Below are 21930 nucleotides of genomic sequence, written 5' to 3' on the forward strand. Positions count from 1 at the left end.
CCCGGGTGGAGTCAGAACCTCAGCAACGGTCGTAGAGCAGGTCCCAGACTCCGTGCCCGAGTCGTTGACCACGGGTCTCGAAATGCGTCTGCGGGCGCCAGTCGGGACGCGGTACATGCCCGCGCACGCCAGCGCGGTTGCGCAGTCCGGCGGTGGCATCGAGCACGTCCCACATCTGCTCGGCATAGTCCTGCCAATCGGTCGCAAGGTGCAAGCGACCATCCGGCGCAAGTTTGTTCACCAGCAGCGCGGCGAACTCCGGCTGCACCAGGCGGCGCTTGTTGTGGCGCTTCTTGTGCCAGGGATCGGGGAAGTAGATACGGACCTCGTCGAGAGAACCGTCGGCGATCTCGTGCTCGAGCACTTCCACCGCGTCGTGGTGGTAGAGGCGCACGTGGTCGCTGCCGTCATCGCCCAGCGCATTGAGCAGGCGGCCCACGCCCGGTGCGTGCACCTCGATGCCGATGTAGTCGCGGGTCGGGTCCTGGCGCGCGGCAAAGCGCAGCGCCTCGCCATTCCCGAAGCCGATTTCCAGCACGCGTGGCCCGCTGCGGCCGAACACCGCGTCGAAGTCGCGCGGCGCGCCGCTGTAGTCCAGCCCGAAGCGTGGCCACAACGCATCGAACGCGCGCTGCTGTGCTTCGGTGAAGCGGCCCTGGCGCAATACGAAGCTGCGCACCGCGCGATGGCCGGGTGTCAGCGTGAACGGCTTTTTCGCCAGCCGTCCGTTGTCGGCGCCTGCGGCGCCGTGCCCGTCCTGCTCGTCCATCAACCGATCAGTCCATCGACCGGCGACGAGGCACTGGCATAACGCTTGCGCGGGATGCGCCCGGCGAGGAACGCGTCGCGACCGGCCTGCACGGCGAGCTTCATCGCCCGTGCCATCCGTACCGGATCCTTCGCACCGGCGATGGCGGTGTTCATCAGCACGCCATCGCAGCCGAGTTCCATCGCGATGGCCGCGTCCGAGGCGGTACCGACGCCGGCGTCGACGATGATCGGTACCTTCGCGTTCTCGACGATCTCGAGCAGGTTGTAGCGGTTCTGGATGCCGAGGCCGGAGCCGATCGGCGCGGCCAGCGGCATCACCGCCACGCAGCCGATCTCCTCCAGCCGCTTGGCGAGGATCGGGTCGTCACTGGTGTAGACCATGACCTCGAAGCCATCGGCGACCAGCTGTTCGGCGGCCCTGAGCGTCTGCACCACGTCGGGGAAGAGGGTCCTGCGGTCGCCCAGCACCTCGAGCTTGGTGAGGTTGTGGCCGTCGAGCAGTTCGCGCGCCAGCCGGCAGGTGCGCACGGCTTCCTCGGCGCTGTAGCAGCCGGCGGTGTTGGGCAGCAGGGTGTAGCGGTCCGGCGGCAGCACGTCGAGCAGGTTGGGCTCGTCGGGGTTCTGCCCGATGTTGGTGCGGCGGATCGCCACGGTCACGATCTCGGCCCCGGCGGCCTCGGTGGCGGCGCGGGTCTGGTCGAGGTCGGCGAACTTGCCGGTGCCGGTGAGCAGGCGCGAGCGGTAGGCCTTGCCGGCGATGACAAGCCTGTCTTCGGAGGGGAGGAGTGAGGTCATCGCGGGATTATCGCGCAGATGGATGTGATCGGCCTGAAGCCTTTCCATCCCGCGTCAGCAGTGCCGGCCTGGTCGGCCGCGCCGGGGAACTCAGCCTCCGCCCAGCGCGTGCACGATTTCGACGCGGTCGCCATCTGCAAGCGTGTGTCCGTCGTGGCGCCCGCGCGGCACGATCTCGCCATTCACTTCCACGGCGACCCGGCGCCCGGCAAGGCCGCGCGCGACCAGCAGCTCGGTGATGGTCTGCGCCGCGTCGAGGTCCAGGCGCTCACCATTGAGGATGATATGCATGCCGGCATTGTCGCCCTTTCGCCGCGGCCCTGCATCCGCATGACGCAGTGCGGCTTGTGTCGTGCCGGGCGCGCATGGAACATGCGCCACCGTCCGCCGGCGTACGCTGCCGGCGACCCCACCTGTTCCGGAGGATGCATGCGTCCGCTTGCCCGTACCGTTCTTGCCGCCGCGCTGGCCGCGGCCGCCCTGCCTGCCGTGGCCCAGCAGGGCCAGTTCTCGCGCACCGTGTTCTTCGGCGACAGCCTCAGCGATGCCGGTTATTACCGGCCGGTACTGATCCAGTCGATCGGCCCCTCCGGCGGCCTGGTCGGGCAGTCGACCACCAACCCGGGCTTCGTCTGGGCGCAGCACCTGGCCGAGCATTACGGCACCAATGGCGCGGCCAATGGCAATGGCCAGACCGGTGACAACTACGCGGTGAGCGGTGCGCGCGTGGCGGTGGATACGGTGGGCGCCCTGGGCCCGACGCCGTCCACGGCCACCCAGGTGCAGCGCCACCTCGCCGGTGGGCGTGCCGATCCCGATGCGCTCTACACGCTGTGGACCGGCGCCAACGATGTGTTCGCGATTGCCGCAGGTGCTCCCCCGGAAGCCACACTGGCCAGTGCGGTCACCGCGCAGGTCGGCCTGGTCGGCACGCTGCAGGCCGCCGGGGCGCGCTACATCATGGTGCCGACGCTGCCCGACATGGGGCAGACCCCGGCCGCGCGGGCGCAGGGCGCGGTGGCCCAGGGCCAGCTGACCGCGCTCGCCACCGCCTACAACGGCGCGCTCTACAACGGCATCAACAGTGCCGGCCTGCGGGTGATCCCGCTCAACACCTTCGGCTTCCTGCAGGAAGTGATCGCGAACCCCGGTGAATTCGGCTTCCGCAACGTGACCGCGCCGGCCTGTACGGTCGCGCAGTCGATCACCTGCAACCCGGGCACGCTGGTGGCCGCGGACGCGGCCAGTGCCTATCTGTTCGCCGATGGCGTCCACCCGACCACCGGTGGGCACCGCGCGCTGGCGGACTTCGCCATCTCGGTGCTGGAAGCGCCGGCGCAGATCGCGGTGCTGCCGCAGTCGGCCGCGGTGGTCGGGCGTGCCCGCGCCGAGCGCGTGGCCTGGCACGTCGACGGCACGCCGGGCGCCGAGGGCAGCGGGGTGTGGTTCGACCTGCGCGGCGACTACCAGCGCTATGGCGACGGCGACCACTACGACGGCTTCGCACCCGCGCTCACGGTCGGCTTCGACTGGACCCGCGGCAACACCGTGTTCGGCGTGTTCGGCGGCTACGGCGTGACGAAGCAGGACTGGGGCCTGCGCCGCGGCGACTTCCGCCACCGCGACGCCACCATCGGCGGTTTCGCCGGCTGGTACGGCGACAACGGTGCCTGGGTCAACGGCCAGCTGAGCTGGTCGAGCATCGACATCGACACCCATCGTCGCGTGCAGCTGGGGCAGGCCGTGCGCTGGCATGAGGGTTCCGCCGACGGCGAAAATCTCACCGCCGCCGTGCATGCGGGCTGGAACTTCGCTGCCGGCAACCTGCGCCATGGCCCGGTGGTCGGACTGGTGTCGCAGCGGATCGATGTGGATGGCTTCGACGAAAGTGACCCCTCGCGCTCCACCGCGCTGGGCTATCCAGACCAGAGCTTCGACTCGATGGTCGGCAGCGTCGGCTGGCAGGTCGCCTTCACTGAAGGCATGTTGCGCCCGTACGCCCGCGCCACCTGGGACCGCGAGTTCGAGGACGCGCCGGAAGAGGCGTTCGCGCGGGTGCTGTCGCTGCCGGCCACCAGCGAATTCGCGGTGCCGGGCCTGCGCTACGACGACAGCTATGCGACCGTCACCCTGGGCGCGCGCGCCGGGCTGTACGGCATGGAGGCGAACTTCGGTCTCAGCACCACGCTGTCGCACGCCGACAGCGGCAACTCGACGGTGTTCGTGAGCCTCAACCGCTCGTTCTGACCTGGAGCCGCGTTGCCCTCACCCCAATCCCTCTCCCGCACGCGGGAGAGGGGCTCGAGAAGTGCACAGCCGTCGCTCCTCTGGCGCGCGCAGGAGAGGCTCGAGAGGTGCCCAGCCGTCGTTCCTCTTCGCGCACGTGAGAGGGTTCCCGCAGTGCACCGCCGTCGCTGTCCCTCTCCCGTGTGCGGGAGAGGGTGCCCCGGAGGGGCGGGTGAGGGCGGAAGGCGGAGAAGATCTCGACGCCGGGGAAAGTGGAGCGGGTGATGGGAATCGAACCCACGCTATCAGCTTGGGAAGCTGAAGTTCTACCATTGAACTACACCCGCGTGCGCTGAAGTCTAGGCGCGGGCGCCGCCGCTGGCAATCCGTTCGCGCGCGGTCCACAGGCTTCCGCGGAGACCGATCCGCACGGCCTGCCGCCCCGCACCCGGGCAGTGATTGCCCTCCCGGGCGCCAGCGCCGATCATTCCGCCGACGTTTTCCCTGCGCAGCCGGCGATGCCTCGTTCCGTTCCGACATCGCGTTCCGCGCGTTTCCGCAATGCCCTGGCCGCCTCCCCGGCGCTGTGGTGGGCGTTGCTCTACTTCTTCTGCCTGCTGTGCGGCTATTACGTGCTGCGCCCGGTGCGCGATGCGATGGGCGCGTCCGCCGACCCATCCGCGGTGTTCCCGCAATGGCTGCTGGCCGCCGGCGAGCGCGCCGGCTTCGCGCTGGGGGACTACACACTGCAACTGCTGTTCACCGGCACTTTCGTGGCGATGCTGGTGCTGCAGCCGGTATACGGGGCGCTGGTGGCGCGGTTTCCGCGCCGCGTGTTCCTGCCGGTGGTCTATCTTGGCTTCGTCGCCTGCCTGGGCGGGTTCTGGTGGGCGTTCCATGCCGGCATACCAGGGCGCGGCGCGGTGTTCTTCATCTTTATCGCGGTGTTCAACCTGTTCGCGGTGACGGTGTTCTGGAGCTTCATGGCCGACGTGTTCGACAACGAACACGCCAAGCTGGTGTACGGCTATATCGGCGCCGGCGGCACCATCGGCGCGCTGTCAGGGCCTGCGATCACGCGGCTGCTGGTTGAACAGGTGGGCGTGGCGAACCTGCTGCTGGTGTCGATGGCGCTGCTGTCGGTCTGCCTGCTGTGCATCGTGCAGCTGCGGCCGTGGGCGGTCGCCCGCGAGCGCGCGCACCGCGAAGCCAGCGGCGAACGCGCGATGGGGGGCTCGGTCTGGGCCGGGCTGCGGCTGGTGGCGCAGGACCCGCTGCTGCGCGCGCTCGCACTGCTGATGTTCTTCGGTGTCGGCGTCGGCACGCTGCTCTACAACGAGCAGGCCGCGATCGTGCGCGAGTTCTATCCCACCGCCGAAGCCGCCACCCGTTATTACTCGACGCTGGACTGGGCGGTGAACGGGCTGACGATCGTGGTGCAGCTGCTGCTCACGCGCTGGCTGCTGCGTCGCTATGGCGTGGCGCCGCTGTTGCTGCTGCCGGCACTGGCGATCCTTGCCGGATTCGCGCTGCTGTCGGCCTCGCCGTTGCCGCTGCTGGTGGCGGTGGTGCAGGTGACCACGCGCGCCAGCGAGTTCTCGCTGGCCAAGCCCGCGCGCGAGACGCTCTACACGCGCATGGACCGCGAGGCCCGCTACAAGGCGAAGTCGGTGATCGACACCGCGGTCTATCGCACCGGCGACTTCAGCTTCGTATGGCTGCACAAGTTCCTCGCGGGCTTCGGCTCCAGCGTGGTGTTCGCAACCGGTGTGGCGGTTGCCGCCGGCATGGCCTTCGGCGCGTGGCGGGTGGTGCGCGAGCAGCGTGGCCTGCCGGAGAACTCCCCCGGCGATGCGATGGCGGAGCCGGCGCGGGCCTGATCCACGCCGGCTCAGGTGGCCGGCGCCACCAGCCACAACGGCAGCGCGAACAGCACCGCGCCGAGCTCGAACACCGCTGTCAGCGCGTGCACGGCCGGGTGCCGCAGCCCGCGCAGGAACACGAACTGCTCGATCGTGCGGCCGACCCAGAACAGCACCATCACCACCAGCAACGCGCGGCCCAGCGGTGTGGTGGCCAACGCGTCCGGGTAGAGCAGGCACAGCACCGCGACCGCGAAGAACACGAAGGCCAGGCGCAGGTTGAGGATCTGCATGATCGCGCGGTTGGGGCGGTCCAGCTTCGCCAGCGCACGTTTCCAGTCGAACAGCCGCCAGAAGCACAGGTGGAATACGCCGAGTGCCGCGCTGTGCAGGGCGCACAGCAGCATGAGGGAGTGCGTGCTCATGCTGGCCCCGGTGCCGCGGGTTGCCATTGCGTTCGCGTGAGGCAGTGACGCGCCATCCCGGTCTCCGGAAAGAACAACGCCCGGCACGTGGCCGGGCGTCTGTGTGGTCAGGGGTGGGCCGGGCCTCAGGCCACCGCGCGGGCCGGTTGGGAGCCTGGCTCGTCACGATCGTAGTGGGTCGCGGCACGCAACTCGTGCACGTCGAAGTCGTCCACGGTGATGGCATCGAGGGTGATCTCGCGCAGTTCCGCCAGCTGGTTGCGCTCGTCGGCGGTCAGCACGCCCTCGCGCACCGCCTCGTCCAGCTGCGCATCGTAGTCCAGCGCCTGGATGCCCTTGCCCTTGAGCGCCTTGAGGAACTTGCGCTCCACCGGCTCGGCTGCCACTGCCTTCGCAAGATAACTGGCGATGCGGCCGCCCGGATTGTTCTCGCACGGGGTGAGGAACACGCCCTGCGCCAGCCGCTCGCGGGCCTCGTTGACGTTCATCAGCAGCGAGGCGACGCGATGACCCAGGCGATCGCCGGGCGCTTCCGCACGACGGCCAAGCGGGAAGATCAACGCCCACATCAGCCAGCCGATCGGGCGGATCGGGAAGTTGCGCAGCGCGTCCGACAGCGCCGTCTCGATCCGGTGCACGCTGTCGTGGAACGCCCAGGCCAAGAGCGGCTTGTCGCCTTCCGGCGCGCCGTCGTCGTGGTAGCGCTTGAGGATCGCGCTGGTCATGTAGATGTGGCTCAGCACATCGCCCAGGCGCCCGGACAGCGATTCCTTGAACTTCAGCTTGCCGCCGAGGGTCAGCATCGACACGTCGGCCATCAGCGCCAGGTTGGCGGAATAGCGGTCGAGCTTGCGGAAGTAGCGACGGGTGTAGTCATCACCCGGGGCGGCACCGAACTTCGCACCGGTGATGCCGAACCAGAACGAGCGCACCGCGTTGGAGATGCCGTAGCGGATGTGGCCGAACAGGTTGCGGTCGAAGTCCTCGAGCCCCTGGCGGTGGTCGGGGTTCTGCGCGGCCTGCATCTCCTTCATCACCCACGGATGGCACAGGATCGCGCCCTGGCCGAAGATCAGCAGGCTGCGGGTCATGATGTTGGCGCCTTCCACGGTCACGCCAATCGGCGCGGCCTGCCAGGCGCGGCCGGCGAAGTTGCGCGGGCCGAGGATGATGCCCTTGCCGCCGATCACGTCCATGACGTCGCTGATGACCTCGCGGCCCATCGACGTGCAGTGGTACTTGGCGATCGCCGACGGCACCGAAGGCACGTCGCCGCGGTCGACGGCCGCGGCCGTGGCCTGCGCCAGTGCACTGATCGCATAGGCCTTGCCGCCGATGCGCGCCAGCGCCTCCTCCACGCCTTCGAAGCGGCCGATCGACAGCCCGAACTGCTTGCGGATGCGCGCGTAGGCGCCGGTCACCACCGCGCCGGCCTTGGCGCCGCCGCTGGCGGTCGAGGGCAGGGTGATCGAGCGGCCGATCGCCAGGCACTCGTTGAGCATGTTCCAGCCCTTGCCGGCCATGTCGGCGCCGCCGACCAGCTGGCTGAGCGGGATGAAGACGTCCCGGCCACGGATCGGCCCGTTCTGGAACGGCGAGTTGAGCGGGAAGTGGCGGCGGCCGATCTCGACACCGGGGGTGTCGCGCGGCAGCAGCGCCAGGGTGATGCCGATGTCCTCGACGTCACCGAGCAGCGCGTCGGGGTCGTACATGCGGAACGCCAGGCCGATCAGCGTCGCCACCGGCGCGAGCGTGATGTAGCGCTTGTCGAAGGTCAGCCGCACGCCGAGCACCTGCGCGCCGTTCCACTCGCCCTTGCAGACGATGCCGTAGTCCGGAATCGAGGTGGCATCCGAGCCGGCAAACGGGCCGGTCAGGCCGAAGCAGGGCACTTCGCGGCCATCGGCCAGGCGCGGCAGGTACTGCTCCTTCTGCTCCGGGGTGCCGTAATGCACCAGCAGCTCGCCCGGGCCCAGCGAATTCGGCACGCCGACGGTGGAGCTGACCACGCTGGAGATCGACGACAGCTTCTGGATCACCTTGTGGTGGGCGAGTGCGCTGAAGCCGAGCCCGCCGTATTCCTTCGGAATGATCATCCCGAAGAAGCGGTTCTTCTTGATGTAGTCCCACAGCTCCGGCTGCAGGTCGGCGTGGATATGGGTGATTTCCCAGTCGTTGACCATCCGGCACAGCTCTTCCACCGGGCCGTCGAGGAATGCCTGCTCTTCCGCGGTGAGCTGCGGCTTCGGGTAGTCGAGCAGCATCTGCCAGTCGGGATCACCGGTGAACAGTTCGCCCTCGAAGCCGACCGAGCCGGTTTCCAGCGCGATCCGCTCGGTCTGCGACAGCGGCGGCAGCACCTTGCGGAAGAACGACAGCAGCGGCGTGGTGATCAACGCCTTGCGCAGCGGCGCCACCAGCAGCGGAATGGCGATCAGGCCGAGCAGCACGAACGCGACGATGGTGGCGGTCGCACTGGCACCCAGCAGCCAGCAGGCGATCAGCGCGGTGGCGGCCATCGCCACCCACACCGGCAGGCGCATGCGGTGGTAGGCCGCGAACATGCCCGTCAGCAGCAGGGCGAGAAACGGAACGACGACGCTCATGGAAGGCTCCGGGGCAGGCTTGAAGGAATGGGGTCGGGAATGCCGACAACACCATACGCTTTAGTATGGTGTCGCGGCGTGCGAAGTCAATCCCGGCCCCGCATTGCCCGCAACGATACGCATGCGGCTGCATCCGTACGGTAAACTCCGCACCCATGAAAACCCCCAACGCGGCGAAGTCCGCCGATACGCCGCGCACCGCGGAGCGCCCCGGACGCCTGAGCGCCGACGACTGGGCACAGGCCGCACTCGACCTGATCGCCGAGCAGGGCGTGGCCGCGGTGGCCGTCGAATCGCTGGCGCGGCGCCTCGGTGTGACCAAGGGCAGCTTCTACTGGCATTTCCCTTCGCGCGACGCGCTGCTGCAGGCCGCACTCGAACGCTGGGAGAGCGTCGAGCAGGAAGCGGTGTTCGGCGAGCTGGAAAAGATTTCCGATCCGCGCGACCGCCTGCGCGCGCTGATCGAGATGGTCGCCCACGAGATCAAGCTGCACGTCGTCTACAGCGCGCTGCTGCAGGCGCTCGACCATCCGATCGTGAAACCGGTGATCGGTCGCGTGTCGGAGCGTCGCCTCGAGCACCTTGCGCGTTCCTATCGCGAAGTCGGCTTCGGTGTCGACGACGCGCGCCATCGCGCACGCCTCGCCTACACGGCGTACGTGGGGTTCCTGCAGCTGTCGATCCAGCTGCCGCAGTCGCGGCTCGACCACGAGCAGTTCGATGCCTACATCGCACACGTGATGGCGACGCTGATTCCGCCACGCTGAAAACCGCGGGAAAACCCGCCTGTTTCCGGCGGTTTTCCGTTTCATGACGCAGGTGCAGCAGATCCACCGCGCCATGTCCCCTAAAATGTCCTGCTGGACTGACATGGCGCGTGGCGCCAGGAGCACGCATTTTGAACGCCGCCCGACCCCTCCCCCCTTCCAATACCGAATCCGGAACGTCGCTTGCGGCGCTGCAGGCCTGGGTCGACGATGTCGCCCGCCTGACCCGGCCGGACCGCATCCACTGGTGCGACGGCAGCGATGCGGAGAACCGTGCCCTGCTCGCGTCCATGGAAGCCGATGGCACGCTGATCGCGCTGAACCCGGACACGCATCCCAACTGCTGGCTGCACCGCTCCGATCCTGACGACGTCGCCCGCGTCGAGCACCTGACCTTCGTGTGCACGCGCGAGCGCGACGACGCCGGTCCGAACAACCACTGGATGGACCCGGCCGAAGCCAACGCGAAGATCGACGCGCTGTTCGATGGCTGCATGCAGGGGCGCACGATGTACGTGATCCCGTACTGCATGGGCCCGATCGACTCGCCGCTGGCGCGTTGCGGCGTGGAGATCACCGACTCGCCGTACGTGGTGGCCAACATGCGGATCATGACCCGCATGGGCGCGGACGCGCTGCGCCGCATCGAGCGTGAAGGCAGCGGCGCCGGCGAGGGCGCGAATACCTTCGTGCGCGGCCTGCACTCGCTGGGCGAGCTCGACCCGAACCGCCGTTTCATCATGCATTTCCCCGAGGAACTGACGATCAAGTCGTACGGTTCCGGCTACGGCGGCAATGCACTGCTGGGCAAGAAGTGCCACGCACTGCGGCTGGCCTCGTGGCAGGCGCGCCAGGAAGGCTGGCTGGCCGAGCACATGCTGATCGTCGGCATCGAGAACCCGCAGGGCGAGACGCACTACATCGCGGCCGCGTTCCCGAGTGCCTGCGGCAAGACCAACCTGGCGATGCTGATCCCGCCGGCGAGCTATCGCGAGGCCGGCTGGAAGGTATGGACGGTCGGCGACGACATCTGCTGGATGCGCCCCGGCGCCGACGGCCGCCTGTGGGCGATCAATCCGGAAGCCGGCTTCTTCGGCGTGGCGCCGGGCACCTCGGCGAAGTCGAACCCGAACGCACTGGCGACGATCCAGCACGACACCATCTTCACCAACGTCGGCCTGACCGACGACGGCCAGCCGTGGTGGGAAGGCCTCGACGACCGTGTGCCGGCGTTCGACTGGAAGGGCCGCCCGTACGATCCGGCCAACGGCCCGGCCGCACATCCGAATGCGCGCTTCACCGTGTCCGCGTCGCAGTGCCCGTCGTACTCGGAACGCGCCGAGGATCCGCAGGGCGTGCCGATCTCGGCGATCGTCTTCGGCGGCCGGCGCGCCTCGCTGGTGCCGCTGGTGTTCCAGGCGCGCGACTGGACCCACGGCGTGCAGGTCGGCGCCGCGATGGCCTCGGAAACCACGGCCGCTGCCACCGGCCAGGTCGGCGTGGTGCGCCGCGATCCGATGGCGATGAAGCCCTTCTGCGGCTACAACTTCGGCGACTACTTCGCGCACTGGCTGTCGTTCGACACCGCCGACGCGAAGCTCCCGAAGATCTTCCACGTCAACTGGTTCCGCAAGGGCGACGACGGCAGGTTCCTGTGGCCGGGCTTCGGCGACAACATGCGCGTGCTGGAGTGGATCATCGGCCGCGTGACCGGCAAGGCGGACGCGGTGGAAACCCCGATCGGCCTGCTGCCCGATGCCTCCGCGCTGAACCTGGAAGGCCTCGACATGCCGGTCGGCACGCTGGACACCCTGCTGGCAGTCGACGAAGCCGGCTGGGCTGCCGAACACGCGGACGTGCAGGCGCAGTACGCGGTCTATGGCGACCGCCTGCCGGAGGCGCTGCGCGGCTGATCGCGTAACCGGTCCAGGTGTATCGAAAGGCCTTCCCTCGCGGGAAGGCCTTTTTCGTGGGGCTTTCGCAACGATGGGCCTGCGGCCGCACCCCACCCTGCGTACGCGACAGCGTGGCGACCTCGGGAGTCCGGGTGCAGTCGTGCGGTCAGCGAGGGAGCAGGCCCATCCGGCGGCGCATGCTGCAGGGCGCGCAACGAGCGGGGCCGATGAAGACACCTGACATCCCGTTCCGTGCGACCCAAAAAACTACGGCCCCTTTCGGGGCCGTAGTGGTCTTACGTCACAGCGCGTGGATCAGAAGCGCTGCTGGTACTTCATGTACACGAAGCGACCGATGTCGAAGCCACCGTAGTAGGCGAAGTTCGCGCTCGGCTGGGTGTACATCGGCGGGCCGTACTTCTCGAACACGTTGTTCGCACCAATGGCGATCGTCGCATTCCACGGAGCCTGCCAGCGGACCTGCATGTCGTGGAACGTCGTCGAACCATTCACGTGGCGGCGGCGCAGCGCGCTTGCCGGCGAGCCGTCCGCATTCAGCAGGCCAGTCGGAGCGTACTGGATCTGGTTGCACTCCGGCTGCGGGTTGTTGTCCGCGGCGTTGAAGAACGTGCAGCCCTCCGCCATGCTCGAGTAATAGCGCGCGGTCCAGCTTGCTCCGAAATCACCGTACTGCCAGCTGAGCCCAAGGTTCGAACGCAGGCGGAAGCTGGAGGTGACACCGACCGAGGACAGCGGCTTGCGCGGGTCGTTGGTGCTGACCAGCGCATCGTACGCGGTGTAGGTGGAGTTCGAGTTGACCGTGAAGTTGCCGTAGTCACCGGCATCCCAGCGGTAGGTCAGGTCGATGTCATACCCTTCGGCCTTGCGGAAGCCGGCGTTGCGGCCGCCGAAGTTCATGAAGTTGATGTAGCCATCGGTTCCATCACGCGTGAACAGCTGCGGCGAGCAGCGGCTGGTGATGCCCTGGATGTAGCAGTCGTTGAGGATGGTGGTCGGCGAGTCGGCAACGATGGTGTCGGCGATACGGATCTTCCACCAGTCGACGGACGCGTTGAAGCCTTCCAGGAAGCCCGGGCTCCAGACGAAGCCGATGGTCTGCGACTTCGACAGTTCCGGGGTCAGCAGCGGGTTGCTGCCAGAGGTGAAGGCCACCGGGGTCTGCGAGTTCGGCTGTGCCACCGGCGAGAAACCCTGACCCAGCTGGCGGTAGCTGTTGGCCAGCGCGCCCATGGCCGCGACGCAGTTGGCGCGGGTGGTGGCGTTGTTGGCCGAACTGCCGAAGTTGGTGTCGCAGGGATCGGTGAAGAACGAGAAGGTCTGCGAGCCGCCACCGTACAGATCCGAGATGGTCGGAGCGCGGAAGCCGTCGGCGACCGTGGCACGCAGCATCAGCGACTCGATCGGCTTCCAGCGCAGGCCGAACTTGTTGTTGGTGGTGTCACCGAAGCTATCGAACTCGGAGTAGCGGGTGGCCGCGGTCAGGGTCAGCTCTTCCGCGAACGGCAGGCCGGACAGCAGCGGGGCCTCGAGCTCGAGGTAGACCTCGTCCACGCGGTAGCCGCCACCGGTCGGGCCAGCCGCCAGGTTGGTCGAGCCGCCCGTCTGTGCCAGCGCGTCGGGCGAGAACATGCCGGTTTCCTTGCGGCTTTCCACGCCGACCGCGAAGCCCAGGTCGCCGCCCGGCAGGGTCACGATGGAGCCGGCCAGGTTGGCCGAGAAGATCTGCGTCTCGGTCTCACCGGTGCTGTGCTCTTCCTGGAACAGGAAGCGCTGCAGTGCGTCGTTGCCCGTCAGGCCGCCCACACCGGTATCACCGTAATGCAGGAAGGGATTCCACGGCACGCAGCCGGTGTCGACCGCGCCCGGCGCGCCGCAGACGACCTGGCCCTGGGCATTCATGAAGGAAGGACCCACCGCGCGCGAAACGTTGGCGAGGTTGAGGTTGCCGAACGATGCCTGGGTCAGCTTGCTCTGGCTGTTGAGGTAGCCGACGTCCCAGTCGAAGATGCGGTCGCCGATCTCGAAGTAACCCTCGAAGGTGCCGCTGAAGCGGTACTGGTTGAAGTCCGACGAGGTGGAGCGCGGCACTTCCCAGGTCCGGCGCCACCAGTTGCCGATGTTCTGCCCGATCGGGTTGAAGTAGCTGTCGGCGTCCATCGGGGTGCCGAACGAGGCCGCCTGCATCGGGTAGCCGGCGATCAGGCGATCGGTTTCGCGGTTGAAATACGCCAGGTTGGTGCGGAAGCGGATGGTGTCGGTGATGTCATAGCTGCCGTCGACGAAGAGCGACTTCGTCTGCAACGGCGTGTGCACGTCCATCTGGTCGTTGGTGTTCGTCTTGTGCTCGGTGGAGGTCGAGTCGACGTTCTGGTTGATGTAGTCGGCCGGATTCCGCGGATCGCCACCTTCGCGCAGGATGACGCGGGTCACCGGATTCGCGCTGTTCGCGGTCGGCGGGTTGAACGTCACGTTCGGGAACAGGCCGCGCTGGCTGTAGCTGGGCGTGAAGCCGCCGTACTGACCTGCGGTGGTCCAGCCCTCGTTCCAGCGACGGTCGGTGCGGGTGTAGGCACTGAACCAGCGATCCTGGCCTGCGACCACGTCTTCCTTGCGCCAGTCACCGGTCACGGTCAGCGAACCGCGGTCACCGGCGAAGCCCAGGGTGAAGTCACCGTTGGTGATCGCGCCGTCGCCCTGGCTGTACTGGCCGTAGTAGACGTTGGCTTCCGCTCCTTCGAAGTTGGTGCGGGTGATGATGTTGATGACGCCGGCCATCGCGTCGGAGCCGTAGATCGACGAGGCGCCGTCCTTCAGCACTTCGATGCGCTCGATGGCCGAGGCCGGGATGGCGGCGATGTCCTGCAGGCCGCTGGTCGAGATGCCCAGGCGCTTGCCGTTGAGCAGGATCAGAGTGCGGGACGCACCGAGGTTGCGCAGGCTGATGTAGCTGCCGCCCACGTTCTCACCCGACGACAGCGGTGCTGCGCGGCTGATCGGCGGAGCGCCGACGGCGCTGATGTTCTGCAGGATGTCCGCGACGGACTGGAAGCCCTGGCGCTGGATTTCCTCACGGGTCACGAAGGTCACCGGCTGGGCGGTTTCCACGTCCACCTGGCGGATACGCGAGCCGGTGACCTGGATGCGGTCCAGCGTGGTCGCCTGCTGGCCTTCCTGGGCGAAGGCGACGCCCGTGCCGGCGGCGGCGGTGGTGCCCGCAACGAGCGCGAAGGTGATCGCGTCGCGGAGCTTGTTGGTCTTCAACATCATCTCTCTCTCCAAGTGTGTCTTGGGAAATTCCCATGGGAACCCGCCAGTGGTGTCAACCGAGACGCCAAATCCGGCAAGGCCGGGCCCGATACTAGACCCCCTTGGAGAGAAATTAAAGTGTCGTTAACAAATGGGGTGGATTGCGTAACCTCGCCGTGATAGGCGCGTCGAGAGGCGCCCGACGCAAGCGCTGATCAGGAGGGTGGCGCAGAGGACGCCACAGGGGTCGGTTGCTGCGCGAAGTCCGCGGCGGTGTGCAAACCGTCGCGGCGGGCGGATACGTCGTCGATCCCGGAACGGCCGAAGGCCGTGCACGCAGTAGGGGTTCCAACGGCGCCCGGGAGCAATCCACACCCTGGTAGGTGAGCCATGGCCCCACGGTCACGTCGCTTCAGGAAAAGGAGGAGTCCGCCTCATCCGCTGCGCGGTGACGCAGCTTTCCAGGTGCCAGGCTCCGGCCAGAAGGCCGCGCGAGGGCAGGTGTCAGAGATCCTGCTCGTAGCGGACGTAGGGCACGGTGCCCTCGTCCTCGCCATTCTCGCCGCGCAGGGCGAACGGATTGCGGCCGCGGGTGACGATGTTGTCGGCACCGACCGTGAGCTGGCCGCTCCAGGGCGTGCGCCAGGTCAGGCCGACACCGAGGCCTTCCCAGCGCGGCTGGCCGGGGCTGTCGATCACCTGGCCGATGATGCTGGCACCGAAGCGGCCGTAGCCACCGCCCACGGTCAGCGACTTGCTGTCCCAGCGGTCGGCGAGGTCAAGCGGCGCCTGCGCATAGGGAATCAGGCGCGCCTTGGCGACGGTGCCGGCGATCGACACATATCCCTGGTCGCTGATGTTCTTCTGCGCGAAGACCGTGAGGTCGTTGGAATCGAAGTCGCTGCTGCCGGCACCGGCGCGGCCGGACGTCAGCCAGGCCGGCAGGTGACCGCGGGTCTCGCCGACGCTTACACCGATCCGGCTGCCATCACGGCTGAGCGCCGCACTGGCAACGCCGCGACGGGCGTCCTCGGCGTCGCCGTCGAGATCGAGCGAGGCGAGCGCACAGTTGTTGGCCAGCGTGCCCAGTGCATGCGTCATCGCACCGCGGTAGTCGCAGAGCAGGCCCAGCGAATCGCCGGTATCGAGACCGAAGGCGGCGTCGAGGCGATTACCGCCGAAGCGCCAGCGTGCACCGGCCTGCGCACCACCTTCTTCGGTGGGCTCGAGCACCAGCAGGGCTTCGAGGCGGCCGCTGGTGTTGTTCCAGATCGGCAGGACGGCCTGCTGTTCCGAGGCGGCCGCGCGGCTCTGCGCGTGCACATCCGCTGCCACGCCAAGGGCGAGCAGGGCGGAAAGTGCAAGCGGAGCAAGGCGCAGCAGCATGATCAGATCGACTCTGGCAAGAGCCGGTAGTTCCCGGTATCGGGATCCGACTGTATTTCGTTTATGTTTATTTAACAATCCCCGGCGCCGCAGCCGGCCACCTATTGCAGGCGGTCGGGTGCCGCCATTGGAACCGGCGCATCGGTGAACAGCGCGTCAACCTCGGCGGGATCGAACGTATAGCTCTGGCCGCAGAATTCGCAGCGCACTTCGGCGTGGCCATGTTGCGTGGTTGCGGCCATCGCCTCCTCATGGCCGAGCGACATCAGCACGCCCTCCACGCGCTCGCGCGAGCAGGAACAGCCGAATGCCAGCGCCCGGCCCCCAAGCGGCTGGGCCTCCTCTTCGGCAAACAGGCGGCGCAACAACTGCTCGCTGGTCCATGCCTGCAGTTCGTCCTCGCGCAGGGTGTCGAACAGCGCATTGGCGCGGTTCCAGCCGTCATCGTCGCCACTGTCGCCGGGCAGTTTCTGCAACATGAGTCCGGCACAGCTGTGGTCGGTCGTGGTCAGCAGCAGGCGGGTGGGCAACTGCTCGGATTGCCGGAAATAGGTCTCGAATGCTTCGGCGAGGCCCGCAGCGGCCATCCCGACCAGTCCCTGGTAACGGGTGGGGTCGCGCCCGGGACCGGGGTTCTCGATGGTGATCGCCATGACCGCATCGTCGCCGGCCAGCCGGCGCAGATCGGGGCCGGCGGCCTGCGCCGCGGCCGGGTCGAAGTGGGCGAGGCCACGCAGGGTGCCCTGCGCCGTGCATTCGGCGAACAGCGCGCGCATCGGGCCTTCGCCACGCAGCTGGACCGACAGCCTGCCGTCCACCTTCGCATGCGCGGTGAACAGTGCGCAGGCCGCAACCGCTTCGCCCAGCGTGCCGCCCACCGCGGCGGGGTAGGCCTCGCTGGCGGCGATCCGCTGCCAGGTCTCATGGAGATGGACGCGCACGCCGCGCACACCGGCATGGGGGAGCAGGAAACGGTCGAGGCGATCGGTGTCGGCGGGCAGGGTCATGGAAGGTCCGTAGGGCGCGATGTGCCGGATAATGCCGCGGTCGACATCACGGCGGCAGCAGACCCCCCGATCTGGGGGCAACGGGAGCGGCATGCAAGCACGGCGGAACAGGGTCAGCGGGACACACGATCGCCCCCGGAAGCGACGCAGCCTCTGGCGCTGGTTGTGGAAGCTGCCACTGCTGCTGCTCGTGCTGAGCGTGCTGCAGGTGCTCGTGCTGCGGGTGGTCGATCCGCCGTTCTCCGCGTACATGGCCGCGCGCCAGATTGCCGTCTGGACCGGCAACGGGCCGGAGCGCATCGCTTACGAGTGGCGCGACTGGGATGCGATCGCACCGGCGCTGCCACTGGCGGTGATCGCATCCGAAGACCAGAACTTCGCCCGTCATCGCGGCTTCGACTTCGATGCCATCGAGAAGGCGCGTGCCCACAACGCGCGTGGCGGGCGCACGCGTGGCGCCAGCACGATCAGCCAGCAGGTGGCGCGCAACCTGTTCCTGTGGAGCGGCCGCAGCTGGGTGCGCAAGGGGCTGGAAGCCTGGTACACGGTGCTGATCGAACTGCTGTGGCCCAAGCAGCGCATCCTGGAGATGTACGTCAACATCGCCGAGTTCGGCGATGGCGTCTATGGCGCCCAGGCGGCAGCGCAGCGGTTCTATCGCCGCGACGCGTCGGCGCTGGATTGGCAGCAGAGCGCGCGGCTGGCGGCGGTGCTGCCGAGCCCGCGCCGCTACAGCGTGACGCGGCCCGGGCCGTACGTGCAGCGGCGCACGCAGGCGATCCAGCGGCAGATGCGCCAGATCGGCGGCGAGGCGCATCTGCGCCAGCTGCAGTAGTGGCGTCCGATCGCAGCGGCGTACGGCCGCGGGCGCTGACATATATATACGGCCGTGCTTCGAACCGCTTTCCACCGCACTGGCGCGCAACCGCCGGTGCCAGCCGCTAGCATGCGCGGCATGAGCCATGACCGCCTGACCATCGTCGTTGCCGCCTTCAACGAAGCCGACGCGCTGCCCGTGCTGCACGGGCGGATCCTCGACGTCCTCGACGCCCTGCGCGTCGATGGGATCGATGGCAGCGTGCTGTACGTCGATGACGGCAGCCGCGACCGCACCTGGCCGGTGCTGCAGGAACTCGCCACCGCCGATGCACGCGTCGCGCTGGTGCGGCTGTCGCGCAACTTCGGCAAGGAAGCCGCGTTGACCGCCGGCCTGGACCTGGTCGAGGAGGGCGCCGCGGTGATCCTCGATGCCGATGGCCAGGACCCGCCGGAACTGATTCCCGGGTTCGTCGCGCTGTGGCGCGAGGGCTATGACGATGTCTACGGCACCCGCACCGAGCGCGAAGGCGAGACCTGGCTCAAGCGTGCATCGGCACACCTTTTCTACCGGGTGATGCTGCGGCTGTCGAAGACTCCGATCCCGGTCGATACCGGCGACTTCCGCCTGTTGTCGCCACGGGCGCTGGCGGCATTGCGGCAGCTGCGCGAGCGCCACCGTTTCATGAAGGGCCTGTTCGGCTGGGTGGGTTTCAACCGCATCGCGGTGCCGTACCAGCGCGATGCGCGGCTGGCCGGGCGCAGCAAGTTCAACTTCTGGCGGCTGTGGAACTTCGCGCTGGAGGGGGTGACCAGCTTTTCCACGGCTCCGCTGCGGCTGGCCACCTATATCGGCCTGGGCACCGCGCTGCTGGCCTTCCTGTACGCGCTGTGGATCATCATCAAGGCGCTGATCTGGCGCGATCCGGTCGCCGGCTGGCCGACGATGATGGCGGTGATCCTGTTCCTGGGTGGCATGCAGCTGATCGCGCTCGGCCTGATCGGCGAATACCTGGGCCGGCTGTACGAGGAGTCGAAACAGCGACCCCTCTATCTCGTGGACACCTGGCTTCCGGCACGCGGGGTATGCTGCCCGTCCGTGTCGACGATGGAGGTGGAACGCCATGCGTACCGTGCGGCAGGTGCTGGAATCGAAGAACCCTGAGGTGCATGCGGTCGGTCCCGACGCACCGGTGATCGACGCGCTCCGGCTGATGGCCGAACACGGGATCGGGTCCGTGCTGGTGCTCGATGGAGAGAATCGCCTGGTCGGGATCGTTTCCGAGCGCGACTACGCCCGCAAGGTGGTGCTGACCGGTCGCACGTCGCAGCAGACACCGGTGCGCGACATCATGGTCGACACCGTGACCACCATCGGCCCCGACGACACCGTTGCGCACTGCATGCAGCTGATGACCGACGGCCGCTTCCGCCATCTGCCGGTACTGGAGGACGGGCGGATCGTCGGCATCGTATCGATCGGCGACCTGGTCAAAGCGGTCATCGAGGACCAGCAGGTGGAGCTGGACCAGTTGCAGCGCTATATCGCGTCGTAGGGCGCTATGACGTGCGCGGCATCGCGTCGTAGGCGATATGGCGTGGGCGGCGCGCCGCGCCGCGGGTCCCGCCCTGGCGGGGCCAACGGATGATCCCGGTCCTGCGGATCAGCGCGCGTACTCGCCACCGCAGTCGCTGTCCTCGCCGGGGCCGAGTTCCAGCGTGGCCAGCAACGCGGCCGGCGGTGCGATCGAACCCAGTGCCAGCGCGATCGCGCCACGCAGGCCTAGACGGGCGAGGTCGGGGCGGAAGCTCGGGTCGGAGAAGGTGCCGCCAATCACCAGTGGCGAGCGCAGGCTGAGCAGGCTGCGGTCCTTCGGCCGCGGACGCAGCAGCAGGTCGAGTTCCTCGCCGTCGAGGTCGATGGTGCCCTCGCCGATGATCAGCGTGTCGGTGGTATCGAAGGCCAGCGCGTTGGCCGACATCACGCCATCGGCCACCGCGAAATCGGCGAACGCGCAGCGGATCGGGATCTTGCGGTCGTTCGTGAAGAGAAATCCCAGTGCCTCGGCGATGTCGATGCCGGCCAGTTCCACCAGCAGGGCGCTGACCTCGCCCTTGCCCATGCCCACCGCCAGTTCGCCATCCGAACTGCCGAGCATCGCCGCGATCGAATTGCCGGTGCCGGCCAGCCTGGCATGGCCACCGATGCGGCCCACCGCATCGCCGGCGAGCGCGGAATCCGGGAACAGGCTGCCGAGGTTGAGGCCGCGCACATCGGCATCGAGCGTGGTGCGGATCGGTGCCTCGCGGGCGTCCATGCGCACGGTCGAGCGGATGTCGCCGTCGGCCACGCCGAAGTTCAGTGGCTCGAGCCGGAGCAGGCCGTTCTCGAGGAAGAGGTGCGCATCCATGTCGTCGAGCGGCAGGTCGGCTTCTATGCGCTGCGCACGCAGGCGCACGTCGGCATCCATGGCGTTGAGCTTGTCGAGTTCGTAGGGGGTGTCTGGAATCAGCCGCCCGTCGTCGGCGGCTTCCGCTTCCTGTTCGGGGCTCGGGGTCTCGCCGGCGCCGGACTCCGGTGCGGCGCCCAGGAAACCCGCGAGGTCGTCGAGGTCGAGCAGCTTCGACACGAGGTCGGCCTTGAAGAAGTTGCGTTCGCCCCCGGTCTCCACCGTGACCGAGCCGGCCAGGTCGCTGTCGCCGACCTTGCCGCTGAAGTCGCGGTAGTGCCAGCTGGTGCCTTCGCGCCGCAACTGGCCATCGACGGAATACGGAGGCGTCGGCGGCATCGCCAGCCCGAGCAGCGGATACAGGTGTTCGAGGTTCTGGCCCGCCAGCGCCATCTGGAAGCCGAAGTTCTCGAACTGGAATGCATCCACCAGCGAGCCGCGCGCGTGTGCGCGGGTGGCACCGGCACGCGCATGCAGGTCGAAGCGGTAGGGACTGTCGGCGTCCTGCAGGTCCAGCGGGGACTGCGCGGTGCCCTCGAGCTCGAACTCGGCGGCGCGCCAGCGGCCCTCGCCGGTGATCGCGACCGGCGGTGCGGCATCGCCCTCACCCGGGGTCTCGCTGGCCACCTGCACGTCCACCTCGGTCTCGCCTTCCGGGTCCAGGAACAGCAGGTTGCCGTCGTCGATCCACAACCGCTGCAGCTGGATCGGATTGCCGCCATCGCCGTCGCCCGCGAACGCATTCCAGTTGCCCTCGCGGTCGGGGCCGATCTCCAGGCGCACCTGCGGACGCTGCAGGCGGATCTCGGGGATCCGCACCTGGCCACGCAGCAGTGGCAGGATCTCGATGGACAACTGCAGCCGGTCGGCGGCGGCCATGCGCGCATCTTCCGACCAGTCCGCGTTGCCGAGCTCGAGCGCATCGGCGCGGATGGTGGTCACCCGGCCCAGGTCGACGTCGAGATCGCCGCCGATCGTGAAGCTGCGTCCGGTGCGCGCTTCGACTGCGCGCTCCACCGGCCCCTTGAACCAGTTCCAGTCCCACAGCAGCAACAGCACCAGCAACCCGACTGCGGCCACCGCCAGCGCGGTGCGCCATGGATGGTCGGCAATGGTGTCGAACCGGCGACGTGAGCGTGCGGAGGGCGGAACGGGCGCCTCGGACATGGGGGCTTCGCCTTGCGGGTTCCCGCCACCTTCGGCGCGCCGGTATCAAACCATGGTGAATGCGTTGCTGGCCGTTCAGCGCTCAGCCGGTGGCGTTGTCCGCGTCGACCGTATCGGAGGCGGCCTGTTCCTCGCAGCGCAAAGTGCGCCCGTTGTCCTGCGACAGTTCGACGTAATCGGCGCCAACGATGAAGCGCAGGCCGACATCCGACCAGGTGGGGGGCTGGCTCTTGTCCATCGCGCCCAGCTGCACCACGCGGCCATCGCTCATCGCGATGCGGGCGAATCGGCGGTTCTCGATCAGGTCGACGCGGTTGCCGCCATCGCAGAGATACGTCGCATCCACCGGGCCGATCGGCGGTTTCGCGCCGTCCTGCTCGAAAGCCTCGCTGACGGGCGTGGCGGGGGTCGGGGCCGGGTCCTGGCCGCATGCGGCAAGCAGCAGGCAGGTGGTGAGGGCAGCAGCGGTTCGCATGGCGGAACTCCGTTG

17 protein-coding genes and 1 tRNA gene are annotated in these 21930 nt (G+C 68.2%); 7 read left to right on the plus strand and 11 right to left on the minus strand.

Annotated features, from left to right (window positions below):
- Nucleotides 1-19: 19 nt before the first annotated feature.
- From trmB to thiS, 3 genes are all read right to left on the minus strand, one after another.
- Nucleotides 20-769, minus strand: coding sequence for a tRNA (guanosine(46)-N7)-methyltransferase TrmB (trmB, locus tag ERL55_RS03810; RefSeq protein WP_129135249.1), 750 nt, complete (start codon nucleotides 767-769; stop codon nucleotides 20-22).
- Entirely contained in the window at nucleotides 769-1566 is a 798-nt protein-coding gene (locus tag ERL55_RS03815; protein WP_129135250.1) for a thiazole synthase, read from the minus strand. The genes trmB and ERL55_RS03815 overlap by 1 nt, the downstream gene beginning before the upstream one ends.
- A gap of 90 nt (nucleotides 1567-1656) precedes the next feature.
- The gene (gene thiS, locus ERL55_RS03820; RefSeq protein ID WP_129135251.1) at nucleotides 1657-1857 is read right to left on the minus strand and encodes a sulfur carrier protein ThiS; all 201 of its coding nucleotides are present in this window, start codon (nucleotides 1855-1857) and stop codon (nucleotides 1657-1659) included.
- A 138-nt stretch (nucleotides 1858-1995) separates the two neighbouring features.
- Here thiS and ERL55_RS03825 point away from each other — a divergent pair, with 138 nt between their 5' ends.
- Nucleotides 1996-3813, plus strand: a complete 1818-nt coding sequence (locus ERL55_RS03825) for an autotransporter domain-containing protein (RefSeq protein WP_129135252.1) — start codon at nucleotides 1996-1998, stop codon at nucleotides 3811-3813.
- Between the two features lie 252 nt (nucleotides 3814-4065).
- Here ERL55_RS03825 and ERL55_RS03830 read toward each other — a convergent pair.
- Nucleotides 4066-4139: transfer RNA gene (locus ERL55_RS03830), tRNA-Gly, on the minus strand.
- A gap of 171 nt (nucleotides 4140-4310) precedes the next feature.
- Between ERL55_RS03830 and ERL55_RS03835 the strand changes: the two genes are divergently transcribed.
- The gene (locus ERL55_RS03835; protein ID WP_129135253.1) at nucleotides 4311-5672 is read left to right on the plus strand and encodes an MFS transporter; all 1362 of its coding nucleotides are present in this window, start codon (nucleotides 4311-4313) and stop codon (nucleotides 5670-5672) included.
- An 11-nt stretch (nucleotides 5673-5683) separates the two neighbouring features.
- On the opposite strand, the gene ERL55_RS03840 is transcribed toward ERL55_RS03835, so the two are convergent.
- Nucleotides 5684-6079 carry a hypothetical protein gene (locus tag ERL55_RS03840; RefSeq protein WP_129135254.1) on the minus strand — a complete coding sequence of 132 codons (396 nt, stop codon included), beginning with the start codon at nucleotides 6077-6079 and terminating at the stop codon, nucleotides 5684-5686.
- 125 nt (nucleotides 6080-6204) lie between these two features.
- A complete protein-coding gene (locus tag ERL55_RS03845; protein WP_129135255.1) occupies nucleotides 6205-8685 on the minus strand; it encodes an acyl-CoA dehydrogenase in 2481 nt (826 codons plus the stop codon).
- Nucleotides 8686-8840: 155 nt separating this feature from the next.
- Here ERL55_RS03845 and ERL55_RS03850 point away from each other — a divergent pair, with 155 nt between their 5' ends.
- Both ERL55_RS03850 and ERL55_RS03855 read left to right on the plus strand, forming a co-directional pair.
- Nucleotides 8841-9452: a TetR/AcrR family transcriptional regulator gene (locus ERL55_RS03850; protein WP_129135256.1), complete on the plus strand. Its 612-nt coding sequence runs from the start codon at nucleotides 8841-8843 to the stop codon at nucleotides 9450-9452.
- A 131-nt stretch (nucleotides 9453-9583) separates the two neighbouring features.
- The gene (locus tag ERL55_RS03855; RefSeq protein WP_129135257.1) at nucleotides 9584-11365 is read left to right on the plus strand and encodes a phosphoenolpyruvate carboxykinase (GTP); all 1782 of its coding nucleotides are present in this window, start codon (nucleotides 9584-9586) and stop codon (nucleotides 11363-11365) included.
- A 297-nt stretch (nucleotides 11366-11662) separates the two neighbouring features.
- Here the strand turns inward: ERL55_RS03855 and ERL55_RS03860 are convergent, their stop codons facing one another.
- From ERL55_RS03860 to ERL55_RS03870, 3 genes are all read right to left on the minus strand, one after another.
- Nucleotides 11663-14635 (minus strand): TonB-dependent receptor, encoded by a 2973-nt coding sequence (locus ERL55_RS03860; protein WP_129135258.1) that lies wholly within the window; start codon nucleotides 14633-14635, stop codon nucleotides 11663-11665.
- 483 nt (nucleotides 14636-15118) lie between these two features.
- Complete coding sequence (locus ERL55_RS03865; RefSeq protein WP_129137189.1) at nucleotides 15119-16006, minus strand: hypothetical protein; 888 nt, start codon at nucleotides 16004-16006, stop codon at nucleotides 15119-15121.
- Nucleotides 16007-16101: 95 nt separating this feature from the next.
- Entirely contained in the window at nucleotides 16102-17007 is a 906-nt protein-coding gene (locus ERL55_RS03870; RefSeq protein ID WP_129135259.1) for an Hsp33 family molecular chaperone HslO, read from the minus strand.
- A gap of 91 nt (nucleotides 17008-17098) precedes the next feature.
- Here ERL55_RS03870 and mtgA point away from each other — a divergent pair, with 91 nt between their 5' ends.
- The 3 genes from mtgA (at nucleotide 17099) to ERL55_RS03885 (ending at nucleotide 19379) form a co-directional block, all read left to right on the plus strand.
- Nucleotides 17099-17842, plus strand: a complete 744-nt coding sequence (gene mtgA, locus ERL55_RS03875; RefSeq protein WP_129135260.1) for a monofunctional biosynthetic peptidoglycan transglycosylase — start codon at nucleotides 17099-17101, stop codon at nucleotides 17840-17842.
- 120 nt (nucleotides 17843-17962) lie between these two features.
- Entirely contained in the window at nucleotides 17963-18988 is a 1026-nt protein-coding gene (locus tag ERL55_RS03880; protein WP_129135261.1) for a glycosyltransferase family 2 protein, read from the plus strand.
- A complete protein-coding gene (locus ERL55_RS03885; RefSeq protein ID WP_129135262.1) occupies nucleotides 18948-19379 on the plus strand; it encodes a CBS domain-containing protein in 432 nt (143 codons plus the stop codon). The genes ERL55_RS03880 and ERL55_RS03885 overlap by 41 nt, the downstream gene beginning before the upstream one ends.
- Nucleotides 19380-19487: 108 nt before the next feature.
- On the opposite strand, the gene ERL55_RS03890 is transcribed toward ERL55_RS03885, so the two are convergent.
- Nucleotides 19488-21440, minus strand: a complete 1953-nt coding sequence (locus ERL55_RS03890) for an AsmA family protein (RefSeq protein WP_129135263.1) — start codon at nucleotides 21438-21440, stop codon at nucleotides 19488-19490.
- A gap of 82 nt (nucleotides 21441-21522) precedes the next feature.
- On the minus strand, nucleotides 21523-21915 hold the full coding sequence (locus ERL55_RS03895) for a hypothetical protein (protein WP_129135264.1): 393 nt from the start codon (nucleotides 21913-21915) through the stop codon (nucleotides 21523-21525).
- Between the last annotated feature and the right edge of the window lie 15 nt (nucleotides 21916-21930).

This window comes from Luteimonas sp. YGD11-2 (assembly GCF_004118975.1).
Classification (GTDB): Bacteria; Pseudomonadota; Gammaproteobacteria; order Xanthomonadales; family Xanthomonadaceae; genus Luteimonas; species Luteimonas muca.

What these genes read in the sequence shown, in the direction of transcription:
- ERL55_RS03870 (WP_129135259.1), bottom strand. Translation starts at nt 17,007, where the DNA reads ATGACCCTGCCCGCCGACACCGATCGCCTCGACCGTTTCCTGCTCCCC.
- ERL55_RS03815 (WP_129135250.1), bottom strand. Translation starts at nt 1,566, where the DNA reads ATGACCTCACTCCTCCCCTCCGAAGACAGGCTTGTCATCGCCGGCAAG.
- ERL55_RS03850 (WP_129135256.1), top strand. Translation starts at nt 8,841, where the DNA reads ATGAAAACCCCCAACGCGGCGAAGTCCGCCGATACGCCGCGCACCGCG.
- ERL55_RS03895 (WP_129135264.1), bottom strand. Translation starts at nt 21,915, where the DNA reads ATGCGAACCGCTGCTGCCCTCACCACCTGCCTGCTGCTTGCCGCATGC.
- thiS (WP_129135251.1), bottom strand. Translation starts at nt 1,857, where the DNA reads ATGCATATCATCCTCAATGGTGAGCGCCTGGACCTCGACGCGGCGCAG.
- ERL55_RS03840 (WP_129135254.1), bottom strand. Translation starts at nt 6,079, where the DNA reads ATGAGCACGCACTCCCTCATGCTGCTGTGCGCCCTGCACAGCGCGGCA.
- ERL55_RS03845 (WP_129135255.1), bottom strand. Translation starts at nt 8,685, where the DNA reads ATGAGCGTCGTCGTTCCGTTTCTCGCCCTGCTGCTGACGGGCATGTTC.
- ERL55_RS03835 (WP_129135253.1), top strand. Translation starts at nt 4,311, where the DNA reads ATGCCTCGTTCCGTTCCGACATCGCGTTCCGCGCGTTTCCGCAATGCC.
- ERL55_RS03880 (WP_129135261.1), top strand. Translation starts at nt 17,963, where the DNA reads ATGAGCCATGACCGCCTGACCATCGTCGTTGCCGCCTTCAACGAAGCC.
- ERL55_RS03885 (WP_129135262.1), top strand. Translation starts at nt 18,948, where the DNA reads ATGCGTACCGTGCGGCAGGTGCTGGAATCGAAGAACCCTGAGGTGCAT.
- ERL55_RS03860 (WP_129135258.1), bottom strand. Translation starts at nt 14,635, where the DNA reads ATGATGTTGAAGACCAACAAGCTCCGCGACGCGATCACCTTCGCGCTC.
- mtgA (WP_129135260.1), top strand. Translation starts at nt 17,099, where the DNA reads ATGCAAGCACGGCGGAACAGGGTCAGCGGGACACACGATCGCCCCCGG.
- trmB (WP_129135249.1), bottom strand. Translation starts at nt 769, where the DNA reads ATGGACGAGCAGGACGGGCACGGCGCCGCAGGCGCCGACAACGGACGG.
- ERL55_RS03890 (WP_129135263.1), bottom strand. Translation starts at nt 21,440, where the DNA reads ATGTCCGAGGCGCCCGTTCCGCCCTCCGCACGCTCACGTCGCCGGTTC.
- ERL55_RS03825 (WP_129135252.1), top strand. Translation starts at nt 1,996, where the DNA reads ATGCGTCCGCTTGCCCGTACCGTTCTTGCCGCCGCGCTGGCCGCGGCC.